Below are 18,271 nucleotides of genomic sequence, written 5' to 3' on the forward strand. Positions count from 1 at the left end.
ACAACAAGCTTGCGCTATTTCATTAATAGCGCAAGCTTGTTTTGATTATCCTGCTGTTAACAATTGAACGAGCTTTGCTGGCGGTAAGGGTTTACTAAAATAATACCCTTGCATTTCATCACAATTTTCTTCCATGAGAAATTCAATCTGTTCATGTGTTTCTACTCCTTCAGCAATTACTTTCATATTTAGGGAGTGTGACATATGTATAATTGACTTTACGATGGCTTTATTTTGCTTTTGCGAAGCATCCATAAATGTTTTATCGATCTTTAATTTCGTAACTGGAAACACACTTAAATATCGTAAGGATGAATAACCTGTGCCAAAATCATCAATGGAGACAAGCACTCCGAGATCCCTTAATTGCTGTAAAGTGTTTAGAATGTAATGTTCGTTTGTCATTGCCATGCTCTCTGTGATTTCGAGTTCTAAATATTTTGGATCTAACCCCGTTTCCTTTAGGGTATTCTTTATTTTGGTAACGAGGTTTTTTTGGTGAAACTGTTTCGCTGACAAATTAACACTTACAATAACAGGGTCATACCCTTTTCCCTGTAAAAGTTTATTTTGCCTACAGGCTTCGTACATAACCCAGTCACCAATTTCTATTATCAGCCCAGTTCGTTCGGCAAGCGAAATAAAATCTAATGGTGGAATATACCCTTTTTCAGGATGATTCCAGCGAAGCAATGCTTCCATCCCGACTATCCCCCCTGTAAGCAAGTTTTTCTGGGGCTGATAATGTAACTCAAACTGTTCTTTTTGTAGAGCTTTCCGTAAGTCACTTTCCATTGTGAGCATTGATTTAAAGTTCTCAGAAATAGATGTTTCAAACATTTTATAATTATTACGGTGTTTTTCCTTAATTACATGCATCGCAGATTGAGCGTGAGTCAGCAAAGCCTCTGGTGATTTTCCATTATTCGGATAGACGCTGATTCCAATACTAATAGACGTATAAATGTCGTGTTCTCCTATTTTGACAGGACTCTCAAATTCCACAATAAGATCTTCAGCAAGTTTTACGGTATTCTCCTTTGCCTTAATCCCATTCTGAAGCAAAAGAAATTCATCCCCGCCAATTCTTGCAATGAACGTATCAGGTCCTAGAAAAGATTTCAATTTATCGCTTATTGCTTTTAATAACTTATCGCCAAAAGAATAACCAAGCGTTTCATTTATCTCTTTGAAATAATCAATATCAAGAAAATATACAGCAAGCTGCTCTTCCCCTAATTTCTTAGACTTATTGATTGCTTCATCAAGTATTTTCATAAAAAAGTTTCGGTTTGGAAGATCTGTCAGCTCATCATAATATGCCATGTATTCGATTCGCTTCTCATTTTTCACCTGATCTGTAACGTTTTTAATGAGAAAAATCCGAGCATCCTCTTTGCCATGATAGCTAGAATAATCTAATACTTGAATATAAACCGGTGAGCCGTTTCTCTTTTTCCCTGCCAGAATCCCGCTCTCGGTCCCCTTCCACCACTCTGCAACTATTGTTCCTTTATTAAGCTGTAAAAGCTCGCCAAGTCGAATCGATTTAAGTTGTGTACGGGAATACTGAAAAATTGTTGCAAACGATTCATTACAATCTAAAATTTGGTCACCGGCGAGAATAAGTAATCCTTCGCTTTCATTTACTGTATCTTTAATATGGAATGTTCCGCCACCTGGTAGCTCGAGGGGCTTAAGAACAATACCATAGGTGTCTTCTTTTAAGAAAACACACTTAGCTTCAAGAAAAGTCGCGTGAGTTCGTTTTAGTGGCAAAATACAGGTGCGATTTACTGCTGCCTGCAATTTTTCGAAATCAAAGTAGTCATTTAGGTTAGCTAAAACATTTTCTTTATTACAGCCTATTAACTTATACGCCGCATTGGTCCCTGCCAAAAGCCTGCCGCTATGATCAACAAACAGTATGGGCTCGTTTAAACTGGATAGCAAATTTTGATTAAATGGAAAAAAAGTGTCTTCCATAGTAATGCTCCCTCCATCTTAGCCAATGATAATTTTCTCTTTAGGATAACGATACTTACCGCTTCTTTTTCTATTTTTAAAAGTAAATAATAATGTAATAATCCCTACACGTCCTATGAACATTAACAACATAAGGATCACTTTGCTAATTGGCTGCAAATCACTGGTAATACCTAAAGATAGCCCAACCGTACCAAATGCGGAAGTCACTTCGTATAATATTTGAGATAGAGAAAAAGGTTCAATGATAGACATAATCATCATGGAAACGAACACAATGACAATAGCCATTAGCGCTACAGCAACTGCTTTAATTAAGTCTTCGTCATACACTTCTCTTTTAAAAATACGAATACTGCTTCCACCACGGGCATATGTAATGATAAAAATGACCACAAGGGCAAAGGTAGTTGTCCTGATTCCGCCTCCAGCACTACTAGGAGAAGCACCGATAAACATGAGCAAGGACATAAATAGATGATTGGACTCTGTTAATTGTGTGACATCCATTGTCGACAGTCCCCCACTTCGCGTTGTGACCGACTGAAACAATGCGTAAAAGAAAGACTCGTGCCAAGATTTATCAGCAAAAAAGTGATTAAAATCAAGAATATAGATGAACAAAGCACCGACAACTACAAGTATTGAGAAGGTAAATGTAGTCAGCTTTGTATATAAACTAAACCGTATCCTTTTTCTGTTTTCTTCTTTTTCGAACAGATATTCTTTTACCTCGATGAGGACAGGAAAACCAATTGCTCCGAAAATAATGAGAAGAATATTAATGAATTGAACAAAATAGTCATTACGATACGGGATTAGGGATTGACCAGTTATATCAAACCCTCCATTGGTGATTGCACTGATTGTCCCAAAAAATCCTTGTAAGTAGGCTTCACTAGGGTTCGGGAAATAACGCAGGAAATATGTACCTAACACCACAAATCCAATTAGTTCAATGGTAAGCAGCACGAAAACAATTTGCTTAATTAAACGGACCATCCCTTCAAAAGTAGTTTGATTTTGATCCGCCATAATAAGACGTCGCTCTTTAAAACCTATTTTTTTACCTAATAATAGCCAGATAAATGTACCAATAGCCATTACTCCTACTGCACCGAGCTGTAGAATAAAGGCTAATACAAGAATTCCTGGTGTACTCAGCGTGTCTGCTAAGGTAATAGTACTGAGCCCTGTAACGCTTAAGGCACTAACTGCAGTAAATAGAATATCAATAAATTCTATTCGTACATTCTCTTGGTATACAAAAGGGAATGACATGAGTATAGTTGACACAATTACCGCGAAAAAATAAAACACAAGTAACACCTGTACCGGTGATAATTTATTTATCCATTTAAAGAATGGATTCCAATAATTCATACTTCCTAACTCCTAACACTTAACGATAATACATAATCCTTACTATGCATTTGAAAGCTGTAATGTCACTAACATTATAACAGGCAGTAGTAAGAATTGCTTGCGATTTCGACAAATTTAGCCATACACCTTAGTGGGCATTATAAAATTCGTTGTTTAAATGCTGGTAAAAGCGCCTTTCCTTGGTACCCTTCATCCATTAAGGTAGTGAGTAATAATTCTACTTTACTGGTTTTTTGCTCGACTAGTTTCCCGAGAAATAACACGTTCATATTATCACCAATATCATTTACTCCTGTTATAGTTGTAATAAAAACAGCAGGTTCATTGCTTTCCGTTGTGATTTTAGCACGAATAATAATCTCACTCTTTTCTTCATAAAGTCTATGCAAAAAAGAGGAGTATTCACGGCTAACATAGGCTTCTATAGTCCATCTAAGCTGATCATCCTCTCTGTTTATAATCAACCCGTCCATAAGGTCTAAGGAATGCCGTTCTATACCTTCGTGGTGCAGTTCCAGTATTTGTAAACTTTTTAATTTAAAGGTCTTCATTGCCTTCCTCCATTCGTTAATGAATTAAAAGCGTTTTTCTATTATCACTAAAAGTGTATCAGAAATGCATTCGAATGAATATATTTATATGAACTTCTTTATATGTTTGGGGAGCTAAGAGGTCGGGTAACTATTTAATAAATAATAGCTATGAGGAGAGATTAAGATGTCAGAACTGTCATCATATAAAATACAATTAAACAAAAATATCCACACCCAAGACATTGTAAAGATTCATCATTACGCTGTTAAGAACGATGTAAATATGTACCTTTATCGCGATCACCTTATTGCTGATACAAAAAACCTGCCAAAACTACTATCCTTTTTCCTTCTTTGCAGAAAAAATCAATCATTGGTTCTTATTATTGATGGACAAGATGCAAAAGAAGTGTACCATACGATTTCCCAATTACTTAATAAGTCAATAAAAGCAGAACTTAGAAAAGAAAACATAATGGAAAAAGATAAGACTGTTCTTATTTAAAAGACATTATAAGATTAGATAAAATGAAAAGGAGCCCTTGCTTTAAAAGCCTGGCTCCTTTTTAATTAAACTCCAACTCTTCAACATGCTCGATCGTAATTCTTTCCTCGGTATCAGTAAATAACCTGGCGTTTACATATAAGGAACTACCCTCTATGTTGTCAATCTCTGTTATTACTACTGGGTCTTGTGGGTAGTAAATATTCCCTTTACTCAGTTTCTTTGTCACCATACTCCCTGTAAAAGTGGGTTTCTTATCTTTCAAGGAAACGGAAACCAATGGTGACTGATGTTTAATTTCAACAGGGTCCTCTCCCACATACTGAATGGACTGACGAACCTCTATTCCTTCTTCTACCTGAATTACACTCATATGTAAAATGAAATCTCCTTGCTGTTTTGAAAAAGATTTGTTTTCTGCAAGGATAGTATGTCCTCCAACAAATTGCTGGTAAATAAATACGAATAAGCAAAGAATAAATAGTACCCCTACAAATATATACCTTCTTTTCATTGTATCTCTCCTACTTTCATAAAGTGACACTTCAATCATTGGGGGTTTTTGTTCTTCCCCCTTCGCTTATATTATAAGACGGATTTGGTAGTGGAAATGTTTCAACTTTTTCAATATTTTTATAAAAAATGGGTATAAAAGGAAATTTAATAACTGTATATAAATTTCTCTTCTTTGTCATTATAAGTAGTGACATTCTTATGAAGGAGGATACACATGACAGTTGGAAGCCAAGTAAAACAGACCATTGCTGGATTAAAGAGTGCTCAGGCAAGCTTCGAGCAGTTTGCCCTACAAACAGAAAACAAACAGGCAAAAAAATTATACGAAGACGCAGCACAGCAAACAATGACGATTCTGCAATCAGTAGAACCAAGGGTTCAACAAATGGAGAAAGAAGAGCCCCAGTATAAGGGTTTCTAAATATAGATAAGTCAAAGGATTGGCTAGCCAGTCCTTTGATTATTCCTTGAGAAAACGGGTGAGAAAATGTCCATGAAGAGATGGCTGCTTCTTATCGGCCTACTTTGTATACTTAGCAGTTGCGGAAACGAATCAGCACTAGAACCATCCAAAAATAAAAATGAGGCACTTGATTTAACTCATATTTCGACAAATGATCAAGATACAAGTCAGCAACAGGCAAACCAGGCAAAAGCAGCCTTAAGTAATTATGAGGAAATCACGGCAATTAAAGCTGTTAATACATCGAAGCAATTAATTATAGCCGTACAAGTGGAACAAAACCAACGTTTTAAACTTGCTAAAATACGAAAACAACTTAGTAAAGAAATGAAAGAAATGTTTCCTGATTTAAAGGTGGAACTAACTACTGATAAAAAAATTGCGATTGAGTTAGAGAAACTGGAAGAAAAACTAAAATCAGGTTCGATGTCAAAGAAAAGTATGGAGAAACGTGTAAAGAAAATTGTTGATCTCTCCAAAGAACAGACTTAACGAAATGAGTGAAGCGAAATGGCAGATAAAAAGAAAAAGAATTTACCACCTGAAGCCCAAAACTACCAGGCATTTCAACAAGATCGTGAAGTAAAGCGTCCCGTAATATTAAATTGTCTTAAGGCGTTCCTTGTTGGCGGTTTCATATGCTTTATCGGCCAATTAATTTCAACCTTTTATATATATTATTTTAATTTCACCGAGCAAACTGCTGGTAACCCAACAACTGCTACGTTAATTTTTATAACCATGCTACTTACAGGGTTTGGTATTTACGATAGAATTGGCCAATTTGCCGGCGCAGGCTCTGCTGTTCCTGTTACTGGTTTCGGTAATGCGGTGATCTCGTCCGCGATTGAATACAAAACAGAAGGATTCATTTTAGGTGTGGGTAGTAACATGCTTAAGCTTGCCGGTCCTGTCATTGTATATGGCGTATTTTCTGCTTTCGTTATCGCATTGATTAAGACCCTTTTAATAAAATGGGGGGTAATCTAATGTTACAGGGTCACCAAACTTGGATTTTTAAAAATAAACCAGCCATCATTTCTACTGGTGTTGTGGGAGGACCATTTGAAGCCAAGGGAAATATCCCAGAGGACTTTGATATCCTTCATGAAGATATGTGGCTAAAGCAGGATTCTTTTGAAAAAGCACAACAAATGCTTATGGAAGAATCATGTCAAGTAGCATTGAAAAAAAGCAGTATTGAGAAAGAACAGGTACAGTTTTTTATTAGTGGAGATTTAATTAATCAAATAACGCCTACAAGCTTTACTGCAAAAACCATAGGCATTCCCTACCTTGGTATATTCAGTGCCTGTGCAACATCTGCAGAAAGCCTTGCCCTTTCAGCCTATCTTATTAATAGTGGTGGTGCTGAGTATATACTTAGTGGTACTTCTAGTCATAACGCAACAGCTGAAAAACAATTCCGCTACCCTACCGAGTATGGAGGACAAAAGCCCCCTACTTCACAATGGACGGTAACAGGAGCCGGGTGTGCGCTTCTTGCAAAAGAAGGTCCCGGCCCTGTTGTTACCTCTGCAACAATTGGAAAAATTGTTGATATGGGAATTACAGATCCCTTTAACATGGGAGGAGCTATGGCAGCTGCCGCCGTAAATACGATAGAAACCCACTTTAAAGAAAGAAATATTGATCCTTCTTACTATGATCTTATTGTTACAGGCGACCTAGGCCATATTGGAAGAGAGGTTTCGCTAGACCTGCTTAAGCAACGAGGTTTATCGATTAGAGACGACCAGTATGTGGATTGTGGGTTAACCATTTACAGAGAAGGACAACCAGTTATGGCTGGAGCTAGTGGACCCGCGTGTTCGGCTGTTGTAACGTATGGGCATTTTTTGAACAAGCTTAAAAGAGGAGAGATTAAACGAATGCTGCTTGTAGCTACAGGATCCTTACATTCCCCGCTAAGCATCCAACAGAAGGACCCTATTCCATGTATTGCACATGCGGTTTCCATTGAGTCAGGAAGTGATGCAACATGATTTTCTTCTGGGCATTTGTTATCGGTGGTGCCATATGTGTAATCGGTCAAATTTTATTTGATGTTTTTAAAATGAACCCTGGACAAACGTTAACCATTCTCGTTATAGCTGGAGCAGTTTTAGACGGAATTGGTCTATACGAGCCACTAATTGATTTTGCTGGCGCTGGGGCAACTGTTCCAATTACAAGCTTCGGTAATTCACTTGTACATGGTGCCATGCAAGAAGCAGAAAAACATGGTTTAGTTGGTGTTGTCACAGGAATGTTCGAGGTAACCAGTGCAGGTATTTCTGCTGCTATTGTATTTGGCGTAATTGGGGCCATTATCTTTAAACCAAAGGGATAGGAGGTATAATCATGACAGTAGGATCCCAGGTTAAAACATGTTTCTCTTCTATAAAGAGTGTTGAAGCATCCTTGCAAATGCTTGCCGAGAAAACATATGAACAGAATTCCTATCAAGCGTTTAAGGATGCAGAAGCCATTATAACCGATGTAAAGAACGATCTGCAGAAACAGGTTATTATGCTGAGCAAGGAAGAACCACAATACAACTAAGATACTGAGGAAGGAAGAAAACGAGATGCCAGATTGGGTCATAGTTATCGGAAAGTCACTTCTTCTCATTACTATTTTGTTTTTTCTAACCAAATGGCTCGGAAAAAAACAACTATCACAGCTAAATATTTTCGAATATATTTCTGGAATTGTGTTGGGAGGCATTGTCGCTATCCATACAATTGAGCCAGATAGTAACATTTTAAATGGTTTAGTCGCCATGGCAGTATGGTTCCTCGTCCCTTATGCAGTAGAGTATATATCCTTAAAAAGTAAGTCATTCCGTAATTTTACTGAGGGTAAAAGTACAGTTTTTATTCAGGATGGTAAAATAATGGAAGATAACCTCAAAAAGGAAGGCTATTCTACAGATGACCTGCTAGAGAAATTACGTGATAACAATGTATTTCTTGCTTCAGATGTTGAATTCGCTGTTTTAGAGCCTTCTGGTACGTTGAGCGTCCTACCTAAAAAGGAGAATCAGCCTCTGACTGCGAAAGACCTTGGTTTGAAGCTAGCTCCACAGAAAGAGCCCCAGGCGGTTATTATGGATGGTAAAGTATTATTAGAACCATTGGCAAATCTATCCTTAAACACGAATTGGCTTGAGACAGAGTTAGATAAAATGAGTGTAAGTATTGAAAACGTCTTTCTCGCTCAAGCAGATAATGATGGCCAATTGACAGTGGATCTTTATGACGACAAGATTGCAGTCGCTGAGCCCACTGAGAAACCACTATTATTGGCTACGATGAAAAAGTGTCAGGCCGATTTGGAGCTTTTTTCCTTAGCAACGAAAAATGAAAAAGCAAAACAAATGTATGAAAAGAACAGCAAAAAACTGCAATCTGCAATTGATCTTGTCCAATTCCACCTCAAATAGCCTTTTACCAACTCGTCTTTTTCGTGTACAATGAAGAACGGCATTCTTGCAATTACACGAAAAGGACTGAACAGAAATGAAAGAAAAATTAAAAGCATATCGTTTCCCTCTTATTCTCCTTTCTTCAATTATTATTGGCTCCATTATTGGATTGGTCTTTGGGGAAGATGCTACCGTTATTAAACCATTAGGAGACTTATTCATAAATTTACTATTTATGATCGTAATCCCTCTCGTATTCTTTACTATATCCTCCGCCATTGCGAGCATGGATAGTATGAAGCGATTAGGTAAAATCATGAGCTCCATGATGGGCGTGTTTATCGTCACGGGAATTATTGCAGCTGTCTTCATGCTTGTAGCTACCGTGATTTTTGAGCCAGGTCAAGGTGTTGATATCCCTTTAGAAACTCCTGAAAACACAGAGGATTTGACGCTCTCTGAACAACTAGTAAATACATTTACGGTATCTGACTTTGTAGACCTATTCTCTCGTCAAAACATGCTTGCACTTATTATATTCTCTGTTTTAGTAGGTATATCTACCGCATTAACTGGTGAGAAATCAAAAGGGTTTAGCAAATTCTTGACAAGTGGATCTGAAGTATTTATGAAGCTTGTTCAGCTTGTCATGTATTATGCACCAATTGGATTGGGTGCATATTTCGCTTCTTTGATTGGAGAGTTTGGCGCTGATTTAATTGGGGATTACGCCAAAGCAGTGATCGTTTATTATCCAGTGGCAGTACTGTACTTTGCGATTGGCTTTACTCTATACGCATTTATAGCCGGCGGGAAGCTTGGAGTCATCCGTTTTTGGAAAAACATCCTCTCCCCTGCAGCAACGTCTCTAGGAACAGGCAGCAGTATTGCTTCCCTTCCTGTAAACCTACAGGCAGCGAAACGAATTGGGGTACCCAAAGATGTAAGGGAAACAATCTTACCTTTAGGCGCCACCATTCATATGGATGGTTCCTGCCTCTCTGCTATGTTAAAGATTGCTTTTGTATTTGGCGTCTTTAACATGGACTTTAGTGGTTGGGATACATTTTTAACGGCGATCGGTATTTGTCTCCTCTCCGGGATCGTGATGAGTGGGATTCCAGGAGGCGGATTTATGGGTGAAATGATGATCATCAGCTTATACGGACTGCCGATGGAAGCATTACCAATAATTTCGGCAATTGGAGTAGTAGTTGACCCACCGGCAACGATGGTAAATGTTACTGGTGATACTGTCTCCAGTATGCTTGTTACAAGGCAGATAGAAGGTAAAGATTGGATAAAACAAGCTGAGGTATAAACAAAAAACAAGACCTATCTTATAACCAAAAGAAAGAGAATCATATTGTAGCACTAGACATTAGTTAGCTACTCATGATTCTCTTTCCTTTTTTATATCATACTTACTTCTATAGTTTTATGGCAATCTTGCCAAATTGTTTATTAACCTCAAGATAATCAAATGCCTCTTGCATATTGTCTATTGTAAATGTCTTATCGACAATAGGATGCATATCAAAGTTTTTCATATGATCCAAGAGCGCTCTCAATTCCTGTCTACTTCCCATTGTAGAGCCAAAAAGCTGGTATTGCCCATAGAAAAAGGAACGAAGATCAAAGTCGATGGTGTCCTCTGTCGTGGCACCAAAAATAACCATGCGTCCACCTTTTTTTAATACATCCAAAGAACGTTTAAAGGTAGCCCGTCCCACACTATCAATCACGAGATCAACTGTTTCGTTCTCTAATTGTTTTACCCAATCTTCGCTATCAAGCAAGACAACATCTGCTCCTAATGCTTTTGCTTTTTCAAGCTTTTCTTCACTTCTTGATGTAACAATTACCCGTGCTCCAACGTTTTTAGCGAATGAAATAAGATAAGTAGACACACCGCTTCCAGCACCTGGAATAAATACAGTTTCCCCTTCTTTAATCTGACCTTTTGTAAACAATGCTCTATATCCTGTAAGGGCTGATAAAGCGAGAACTCCTGCTTCCTCCCAAGATAAATGGGATGGTTTTTGTTCCACTTGTTCACTGGATATAACAATTTTTTCGCCGAAGGTTCCATGGTCAGGCATACCTAAGATATCAAATTCTGCTGGTGGAGCATCACTATTGTCATACCAACGCAAACCAGGATTGATGATAACTTCATCACCTTCTTTAACATTTTGAACGCCTTTGCCAATTGATTCGATTATACCCGCTCCATCTGAGCCAAGAATCAATGCTTCTTTATCTTCTCCGCGCCGATTTGGAATGTAAAGATCACGTCTGTTTAAACCAGCCACTTTTAGGGCCACCACAACCTGACCTTCCCCTGCGGTTGGTGTTTCCATATCCTTTACTTTTAACTCGCCATATTCATGTACAAATGCTTTCAATTGCTTTTTCCCCTTTCCACGTATGTACTAAATTTCGATAATTGTGCCTTCGTAATAATATCCTCTGTAAACAATGGGACAAACATAAGGTGCTGGCTCTGAAATTCTTGCTTTATTTTTGAAATATATTGTTTCTCATGTTTCCTGCGTTTTTCATAAAATGTCCCTTCCACATCATTAGGTAATAGTTTATTTACCACTAAAGTATTCACAGAGAGTTGATACTTTTCTAGTAACTCAATCGCCTTTTTCGTTTCAAGTATAGGAAGTTTTTCTGGATTTAATACAAAAATGAATTCCGTCTTTCTAGGGTTAAGCAATATTTCTCTTGCCTGATAGAACCGCTCCTGTCTTGCTTTTAGTACTTCGTATATAGGATCATCTACCGGTTCACCGTCATGCAATAATCTGGAATAGTTTTCATTCGTTTTTTGTCTCTTTTGTAGCAGACCATCAATCCATACACCCATCAACTCAGGAAGAGAAAGCAAGCGGATGGTATGCCCTGTTGGAGCAGTATCAAAAACTATTTTATCAAAATTCGCCCTCTCTTCCAAAATAATTGAAATTAATTTTTCAAATAAGGCTGCTTCCTCCGCTCCTGGTGAAGCTTTAGCGGTATCAAGCTGACGATTCACCTCTTCTACCATCCCTACATGTACGATACCCTTAATCGTTAATTTCACACGTTGAATGTAAGAGGATGCCTCATGATCAGGGTCAATTTCGATTGCTGTTAAAAATTTGGAAAGGCGTTTCATGGCTCCACCTATTTTCTGATCAAATATATCACCTGTATTATGGGCCGGGTCTGTTGATACGAGTAATGTCCGGATCCCTTTTTCAGCAAAACTCCAAGCTAAGGCAGCTGCTGTTGTGGACTTCCCCACTCCTCCTTTTCCACCAATAAAGATGATCTCCTTTTCTGTGTTCATATAGCACCTCCTATTCTATTTTAACAACAACGAATCCCTGATAAGGGGGAGTTTTCCATGCCCATGCGCAAGTGCCAATCATGAAACTTCTCTATTATGTGTGGATAAAGTTCTAGCGTATAGTAAAACACTGGGTTAGGGATGCCAACCATTTCAGAGTATAGTAATAGCAGAAAAAGATCTTCTTCCTTTCTTAATTCTCTGGCAATTTCCTGTCGATGCGGCGTACTAAGCACTTCCTCATAAAATTCAATTGCCTTCTTTAGCTTGTCAAGCACTCTATCCCCTCCCTTTAGTATGAAATTCTATGCTTAATTGCTATGGTGAAATACAAAAAGGAGCTAGTTTGCTCCTTTTTGTCATCACACTCAGTTGCTAATTATTCCTCTTCTGTTGAATTGATAATCGGTTTTGTTAACACATTAAAGGCGGTTAAGATAATCCAAACAGCAAATACAAAAATAATAGCGCCGAGTACGAACAATAATGTGTTTGCGTCATTCCCTGCCCATGACCATTCAAACACCACCTGTTGAAACATTGCGTATAGTGTCATAAACATAAGGAAAATCATAGGTATTAACACCACTGCATAGTTTCTCCCTTGCCTCCTGAGCCATACGGCAATTAACATTAAGCTGATGCCTGCTAGTAACTGGTTAGCCGTACCGAATAGAGGCCAAAGCTGATAACCACCAGAACCGAACCCTTTCGGTCCTTCTGGCAAGAGTACTAGGGCAGCACTAGACACAACAGCTACCGTTGTCGCAACATGTTTTTTGGTTAACGCTGGAACTTTGTATTCTACACCGAGCTCAGAAATAATGTAGCGCATTAATCGTACAGAAGTATCGAGCGTGGTTGCAGCAAAGCTTACTACAATGATCGATACAATGGTTGTAGCAATATCTGCCGGTAACCCGACTCCAGAGGCCAGGTTTGCGGCGCCTTCAATAAACACTCCCAATCCAGCACCATTTGCATCTGTAAAACTTGCATAAGTAGCAAAGAAGTCATCTTTATTCGCAAAGAATGTAGCCACCGCAATAATCGAAATAAGTGCAAGGATTCCTTCACCAACTGCACCAAAATAACCAACAAAGCGTGCATCTGTTTCTTTATCTAATTGTTTAGAAGAAGTTCCAGATGAAACTAGTCCATGAAAACCAGAGATCGCACCACAGGCTATTGTAATAAACAATAATGGAAGCAATGATTTATCAGGATTTGCGTTTGTGACAGGAGCCGTCATTTCTGGATTCAAAAATATTAATCCAAGGTACAAGATTCCAAGACCTACAACAAGCTGGTGCGAATTAATAAAGTCTCTTGGTTGCAATAGTTTCCAAACTGGAAGTGTTGAGGCAATGTATACATAGACCATTAAGATGATGATCCAGATGAGGAAAGCTGAAGAAGTGGCACCAAGTCCAAACAGTCCACTTGCCCCCTCTCCGCCAAAGTATTTAACTATGTCAATTTGTAAGAAACCTACTTTGCTAGCTAAGATAGCCGTGGCATACATAACACCAAGCGCAAAAAGAGATGGAATCAGCATTCGTTTATTCCGTTTGTATACTGCATATCCAATCCAAATAGCCAATGGAATTTGAATGAACACTGGTAGTACACTAGCCGGATAGGAGATAAATAGATTCGAAATCACCCAGGCAAAAACTGCGTTTACCATCAATACTAGAATTAATATGATAAACAAAAATAATATCTTGGCACGCTGTCCAACTAGTCTGTGTGCTAATGTTCCAACAGACTGGCCCTTATTCCGAACAGAGAGAACCAATGTACCGAAGTCATGGACACCTGCAGCAAAAACGGTCCCAAGTATCACCCATAAAAACGCCGGAAGCCAACCCCAATACACGGCGATTGCTGGTCCTAATATGGGTGCAGCTCCCGCAACAGAGGTAAAATGATGCCCCCACAAGACGAACTTATTTGTAGGAACAAAATCTACTCCGTCCTTATAACGGTGTGCAGGTGTTACATAATTCGGATCAAGCCTGAAGATCTTTTCTGCTACAAACTTGGAATAATATTTGTAGCCAAGAGCAAAAATGACCATACCAATAAGTGCAACTAAAATACCTGACATACCTTATTCCTCCTATACTAAGTAGTTAACACACCTTCGAAAAGAATACATGGACGTGTTTCTTTAAACCATATGTGAAAGCGCTTTAATTTAGTATGGTTTTCTATGCTTTTTTAGAATATTTTAGTGCTCAAATGGTAGGTTTCAAAGCGTGGAAAATTTATCCATCATTATTGTGAATACAATAGAGTGTCATAGGTTTAAAAGTAGACAACAAAGTTATTTTATATGTAATTTCAGAAGGAATGAAGAAGGAGAATCTAAACAAGGAAAAAGCCGTCCAAAACGTGAATTATCTAAGATAAATTCAAGTTTTGGCCGGCAATTAAATCCTTTTAGGTAATTGAAACAAAAATACTTCTTTTGACATAGCCTTCCTTGCTAATGAGAACATAGGGCAAAGCGTAATAACTTTAGTAAAGCTTTCCTTGTTTAAATAAGATTGTGGAGAGTTTCATTACAGAGTGGATGTAACAATTTTGCCTTAGTGGAAACGCGTCTCCAAAATACTGCGGATAGACTGTTTCAAAGGTGTGTTGCATTTTATCATATAATTTCTCATAAACTTGCTCTTCACTATAAAATTGTGTTTCTCTCCCTTGAAGCCACTCAAAATAGGAGACGATAACACCACCAGCATTTGCCAAAATATCCGGAATAACAACTATCCCTTTTTCACTGAGATAGCTGTCTGCTTCCCCTGTAATTGGTGCGTTCGCTCCCTCAACAATAATCTTTGCTTTAATTTGCTTCATATTTTCCTGGTGAATTTGCCCACCAAGTGCAGCCAATACTAATATGTCTGTATCCATTGTAAGCAATTCGTCCCTATCGCAAATAGTGGCTTTTACATTGGCCTCTTCCAGGCTTTCTTCATCTATTGGAAGATCACCATTCCTCGATTTTGTATACTTTATTAATTCTGGGATGTCTAGCCCATCAGAATTACGCAATGTCACGTTTCTATCACTCACAGCTACTACTTTATTGTTTAAAAAGTTACACTTATTTGCTTCAGCTGCTACAACAGATCCAACATTCCCGAAACCTTGTATCGCAATTTTAAGGGACTTGTCTTTATGATCAAGGACAGTTTTAGCAAAAATATTGTCCCGTTCGTTTAACCATTTATACTTATCTTTTGTAAAATCATGTAGCATATAGCGAAGGGAGAAATAGACTCCCTTTCCCGTCGCCTGTCTTCTCCCCAAAGAGCCACCGTTTACAACACTTTTACCAGTAAAACTACCTCTATACTTCATACCTGGATGGATGCTCTTGTATTCTCCCATCATCCAGTCCATTTCCCGTTCTCCTGATCCGACGTCAGGCGCCGGAATATCTTTTTCCGGACCAATGATCTGACTGAAATATTGGACATATTTTCTACAGATTTGGTTTAGTTCTTTCACCTTAAATTTTCTCGGATCAATTACCACTCCGCCCTTCCCTCCTCCAAAGGGAACTTCATGCAAGGCGTTTTTTAACGTCATTAAGGCAGCAAGGTTACTTACTTCTTCTTCCTCAACAGATTCATGAAAACGAATACCTCCTTTATAAGGCCCTATAATATTATTATGTTGGACACGAAATGCCGGTATCCGAGTCACTTTGCCATCCTCTAACGCGATTCTAAGGAATGATTTATGAATATGATTAGGGGTGGACAAGATAGAGGTGAGAGAAGTAAAAGCTTTTTTTCTTGTTTCTCCAGAAAGTTCTGGTAAAAATGATTGATCATCAAGCAATGCATCTAGAGATTGTTCGATAATAGTAGAAGTATTGCTTACCATTTTAGTTCCTCCTGACTAAGATTTGCCAAATGAGGTATAGATCAGCCACCCCTAGGGGCATGCCAGAAACCGATGGCTGTGCTGCCTTTTGGTTTATGCCCCTTTCCCTAAGTAATTTACGGCTGATCAAGCCCCACTTTTTTACGATTCTAACAAATCCAGCCTCAAAGGACCATGAAAACGGTTTATCACCAAAGAAAAATAGCGAAAAGTGTTGCTGCTAAAAGACCAATTATGACTGGAATAAAATTTTTGCGAACGAGTTCCATTACGGAAATACCACAAAAACCTGCGATTGCAATAAGCGAAGACCAGGCTACAATTGTTCCTCCCCCCGTCCAAATAGACCCCATTTGCCCAATAGCTGCTAATGTAGCAGCATCAATTGAACCGTTTTCCAACGATGCAGCTAAGGCACCTGTAAGAGGGAGACCAGAGAACCCCGAACCATCCAAACCTGTAATAATCCCAATGATTAAGATACTTAGCGCAGCAAGAAGGGCATTTTCAGGTAAAAAAGTCTGGCTAGTTTGGACAAGGTCAAACAGAAACGCTGGTTGACTTTCCTCCATTCCCAAAATGCTTCCTGAGAAGTCCGAGCTTCCTAGAAAAAAGAAACCAGCAATTGGTATAACTGGGCCCATTGCCTTAAAGGCAAACACAAAACCATCCGTTATATGTGTTGTTATATAATCAAGAGAATGCTGTTTACCAAAGGCTACAGTTGAGAGTAGTAAAAGAATGACTGCTACTCCACCGACAAAGGCAGCTCCATCTCCCCCTTCAAGTCCACTCATTCTTCCAGATAACAGCTTTTCATATACCATATAAATAACAACACCTAACAGTGTTAGTGGTACAACCACTGCAAATATTTTACTCCACGCGGTTAAATTTTTGGTATGTGCCTTATTCGTTGTCTCTTTTACGGATTGCATTTGCTCCAATTCTAATTCAATTAATGGATCATTTTTATGGCGTATTGTTTTCCGGTATAGCAAGTAAGCTAACGCTATGGCGATGACACCAGCAATCACAGACAATACAAGGGCACGATCAGCCACTATAGCTGTCTCAATCCCGGCCGCAGTAGCTGATAAGCTTGGTGCTACCTGTACAATATAATCCGATGATAATGCCATTCCTTGACCAGCAAGCGCAATGGCAACTGCTGCCATCATAACCGGCAAACCTGCTCTAATAGCCGCTGGGACTAGCAACGCACAAATTAATGGAACAGCAGGAGTTGGCCAGAAAAATAATGAAATGATATACGTAATGACCGCTAGGACAAAGAAGGAAATATGCCCATTAATCATCATTTTTTGGATGGGTTGGATCATTCGTTTATCTGCACCTAAATCACGTAATGAATGTAAAAGCGCAAGCATGAATGTGATGATTAGGAAAATACTAAACAGTTCCTGTGCAGCAATTAGGTTCGCATTAAAAATGGCTTTAAAGCCTGCTACAAGGTTTCCATTGTAAACCCACGCTACAATGAACGTACCGAGTAATGTTGGTAACACAACCCCTTTTCGAAAAATCATTGTTCCTATAATCAACAAAGTAAACAGTCCATATATCCAATGAGAAATGGTGAGTTCCATCATACATCTTCCTCTCAATAATGGTTGTATAGCCTATGCATTAAGGAAATGTTTAGTTCTTTGGTTACCGGGAATATAAAAACCATAGAACATTATTAGGAGGTAGAAAAAGATGAAACCATTTATCAAAGAATATACAAATGACGAAGTATTAAAAACAGATGTGAGTATTTTAAAAGACAAAGGGATTAACAAAGATGATGTTTATGTATTGTCCCACGATGATGACCGTACGAAACGAATTGCTGGAAGTGTTGATGCCAACACAATCGGCATAAAGGAAATGGATTTTGGGAACGCAGTCGGAAACTTATTTAATAGTAAAGGTGACGAGTTGCGCTCGAAACTTCAGGAAGTAGGTTTCTCTCAAGCAGAAGCGGAAAATTATGAAGAGGATATGGACGAAGGAAAAGTATTACTAATTGTAACAAACAACGAAAATGCAGCTAGCTACTTAATGTAGTCTTATTACAAAGTCATTTGTCTTAAGGCTAAAAAAACGAGCATGCCAACCAATAATCTAGTTGGCATGCTCGTTTTATATGTAGTAAAGAAGGTAGTCTCCCTTAATAAGAGAGACACCCACATGTGAG

The 18,271-nt window shown here is 38.4% G+C and carries 20 protein-coding genes; 10 read left to right on the forward strand and 10 right to left on the reverse strand.

The annotated features are described in order from the left end of the window. Positions 1-45: 45 nt before the first annotated feature. The 3 genes from BN988_RS04200 to BN988_RS04210 all read right to left on the reverse strand — a co-directional run bounded on the left by BN988_RS04200 (position 46) and on the right by BN988_RS04210 (position 3,923). The gene (locus tag BN988_RS04200; RefSeq protein WP_051557639.1) at positions 46-1,986 is read right to left on the reverse strand and encodes a putative bifunctional diguanylate cyclase/phosphodiesterase; all 1,941 of its coding nucleotides are present in this window, start codon (positions 1,984-1,986) and stop codon (positions 46-48) included. A gap of 18 nt (positions 1,987-2,004) precedes the next feature. Beyond that, positions 2,005-3,369, reverse strand: a complete 1,365-nt coding sequence (locus BN988_RS04205) for a TrkH family potassium uptake protein (RefSeq protein WP_036573423.1) — start codon at positions 3,367-3,369, stop codon at positions 2,005-2,007. Positions 3,370-3,509: 140 nt separating this feature from the next. After that, positions 3,510-3,923, reverse strand: a complete 414-nt coding sequence (locus BN988_RS04210; protein WP_036573425.1) for a YwpF family protein — start codon at positions 3,921-3,923, stop codon at positions 3,510-3,512. A 166-nt stretch (positions 3,924-4,089) separates the two neighbouring features. On the opposite strand from BN988_RS04210, the gene BN988_RS04215 reads away from it, so the two are divergent. After that, positions 4,090-4,410, forward strand: a complete 321-nt coding sequence (locus tag BN988_RS04215) for a hypothetical protein (protein WP_051557641.1) — start codon at positions 4,090-4,092, stop codon at positions 4,408-4,410. A gap of 61 nt (positions 4,411-4,471) precedes the next feature. Here BN988_RS04215 and BN988_RS04220 read toward each other — a convergent pair whose 3' ends face one another. Further along, positions 4,472-4,924, reverse strand: coding sequence for a hypothetical protein (locus BN988_RS04220; protein ID WP_036573428.1), 453 nt, complete (start codon positions 4,922-4,924; stop codon positions 4,472-4,474). Between the two features lie 216 nt (positions 4,925-5,140). Between BN988_RS04220 and BN988_RS04225 the strand changes: the two genes are divergently transcribed. From BN988_RS04225 to BN988_RS04260, 8 genes are all read left to right on the forward strand, one after another. After that, positions 5,141-5,347 carry a DUF1657 domain-containing protein gene (locus BN988_RS04225; RefSeq protein WP_036573431.1) on the forward strand — a complete coding sequence of 69 codons (207 nt, stop codon included), beginning with the start codon at positions 5,141-5,143 and terminating at the stop codon, positions 5,345-5,347. Positions 5,348-5,419: 72 nt separating this feature from the next. Beyond that, positions 5,420-5,881, forward strand: coding sequence for a YhcN/YlaJ family sporulation lipoprotein (locus BN988_RS04230; RefSeq protein WP_036573432.1), 462 nt, complete (start codon positions 5,420-5,422; stop codon positions 5,879-5,881). A gap of 18 nt (positions 5,882-5,899) precedes the next feature. Then, entirely contained in the window at positions 5,900-6,379 is a 480-nt protein-coding gene (gene spoVAC, locus BN988_RS04235) for a stage V sporulation protein AC (protein WP_036573433.1), read from the forward strand. After that, positions 6,379-7,395 (forward strand): stage V sporulation protein AD, encoded by a 1,017-nt coding sequence (gene spoVAD / locus BN988_RS04240; RefSeq protein ID WP_036573437.1) that lies wholly within the window; start codon positions 6,379-6,381, stop codon positions 7,393-7,395. The genes spoVAC and spoVAD overlap by 1 nt, the downstream gene beginning before the upstream one ends. After that, positions 7,392-7,742, forward strand: coding sequence for a stage V sporulation protein AE (gene spoVAE / locus BN988_RS04245; RefSeq protein ID WP_036573440.1), 351 nt, complete (start codon positions 7,392-7,394; stop codon positions 7,740-7,742). The genes spoVAD and spoVAE overlap by 4 nt, the downstream gene beginning before the upstream one ends. Before the next feature lie 11 nt (positions 7,743-7,753). Continuing rightward, a complete protein-coding gene (locus tag BN988_RS04250) occupies positions 7,754-7,954 on the forward strand; it encodes a DUF1657 domain-containing protein (protein ID WP_036573443.1) in 201 nt (66 codons plus the stop codon). Positions 7,955-7,979: 25 nt separating this feature from the next. Then, positions 7,980-8,837, forward strand: coding sequence for a DUF421 domain-containing protein (locus BN988_RS04255; RefSeq protein WP_036573446.1), 858 nt, complete (start codon positions 7,980-7,982; stop codon positions 8,835-8,837). A 76-nt stretch (positions 8,838-8,913) separates the two neighbouring features. Then, positions 8,914-10,140: a dicarboxylate/amino acid:cation symporter gene (locus tag BN988_RS04260; RefSeq protein WP_036573448.1), complete on the forward strand. Its 1,227-nt coding sequence runs from the start codon at positions 8,914-8,916 to the stop codon at positions 10,138-10,140. Positions 10,141-10,249: 109 nt separating this feature from the next. On the opposite strand, the gene BN988_RS04265 is transcribed toward BN988_RS04260, so the two are convergent. The 6 genes from BN988_RS04265 to BN988_RS04290 all read right to left on the reverse strand — a co-directional run bounded on the left by BN988_RS04265 (position 10,250) and on the right by BN988_RS04290 (position 17,678). Further along, on the reverse strand, positions 10,250-11,227 hold the full coding sequence (locus BN988_RS04265; RefSeq protein WP_036573450.1) for a zinc-binding dehydrogenase: 978 nt from the start codon (positions 11,225-11,227) through the stop codon (positions 10,250-10,252). Continuing rightward, positions 11,224-12,162 (reverse strand): ArsA family ATPase, encoded by a 939-nt coding sequence (locus tag BN988_RS04270; protein ID WP_036573452.1) that lies wholly within the window; start codon positions 12,160-12,162, stop codon positions 11,224-11,226. The genes BN988_RS04265 and BN988_RS04270 overlap by 4 nt, the downstream gene beginning before the upstream one ends. 20 nt (positions 12,163-12,182) lie before the next feature. Then, positions 12,183-12,440, reverse strand: coding sequence for a cory-CC-star protein (locus BN988_RS04275; RefSeq protein WP_036573454.1), 258 nt, complete (start codon positions 12,438-12,440; stop codon positions 12,183-12,185). Positions 12,441-12,541: 101 nt separating this feature from the next. Further along, the gene (locus tag BN988_RS04280) at positions 12,542-14,275 is read right to left on the reverse strand and encodes a carbon starvation CstA family protein (protein WP_036573457.1); all 1,734 of its coding nucleotides are present in this window, start codon (positions 14,273-14,275) and stop codon (positions 12,542-12,544) included. A 413-nt stretch (positions 14,276-14,688) separates the two neighbouring features. Continuing rightward, on the reverse strand, positions 14,689-16,068 hold the full coding sequence (locus BN988_RS04285; RefSeq protein WP_036573458.1) for a Glu/Leu/Phe/Val family dehydrogenase: 1,380 nt from the start codon (positions 16,066-16,068) through the stop codon (positions 14,689-14,691). Between the two features lie 188 nt (positions 16,069-16,256). Then, positions 16,257-17,678, reverse strand: coding sequence for a hypothetical protein (locus BN988_RS04290; RefSeq protein WP_036573461.1), 1,422 nt, complete (start codon positions 17,676-17,678; stop codon positions 16,257-16,259). A 112-nt stretch (positions 17,679-17,790) separates the two neighbouring features. Between BN988_RS04290 and BN988_RS04295 the strand changes: the two genes are divergently transcribed. Then, entirely contained in the window at positions 17,791-18,141 is a 351-nt protein-coding gene (locus tag BN988_RS04295; RefSeq protein ID WP_036573464.1) for a general stress protein, read from the forward strand. Positions 18,142-18,271: the final 130 nt, after the last annotated feature.

Source organism: Oceanobacillus picturae, assembly GCF_000612865.1.
GTDB classification, from domain to species: domain Bacteria; phylum Bacillota; class Bacilli; order Bacillales; family Amphibacillaceae; genus Oceanobacillus_B; species Oceanobacillus_B jordanicus.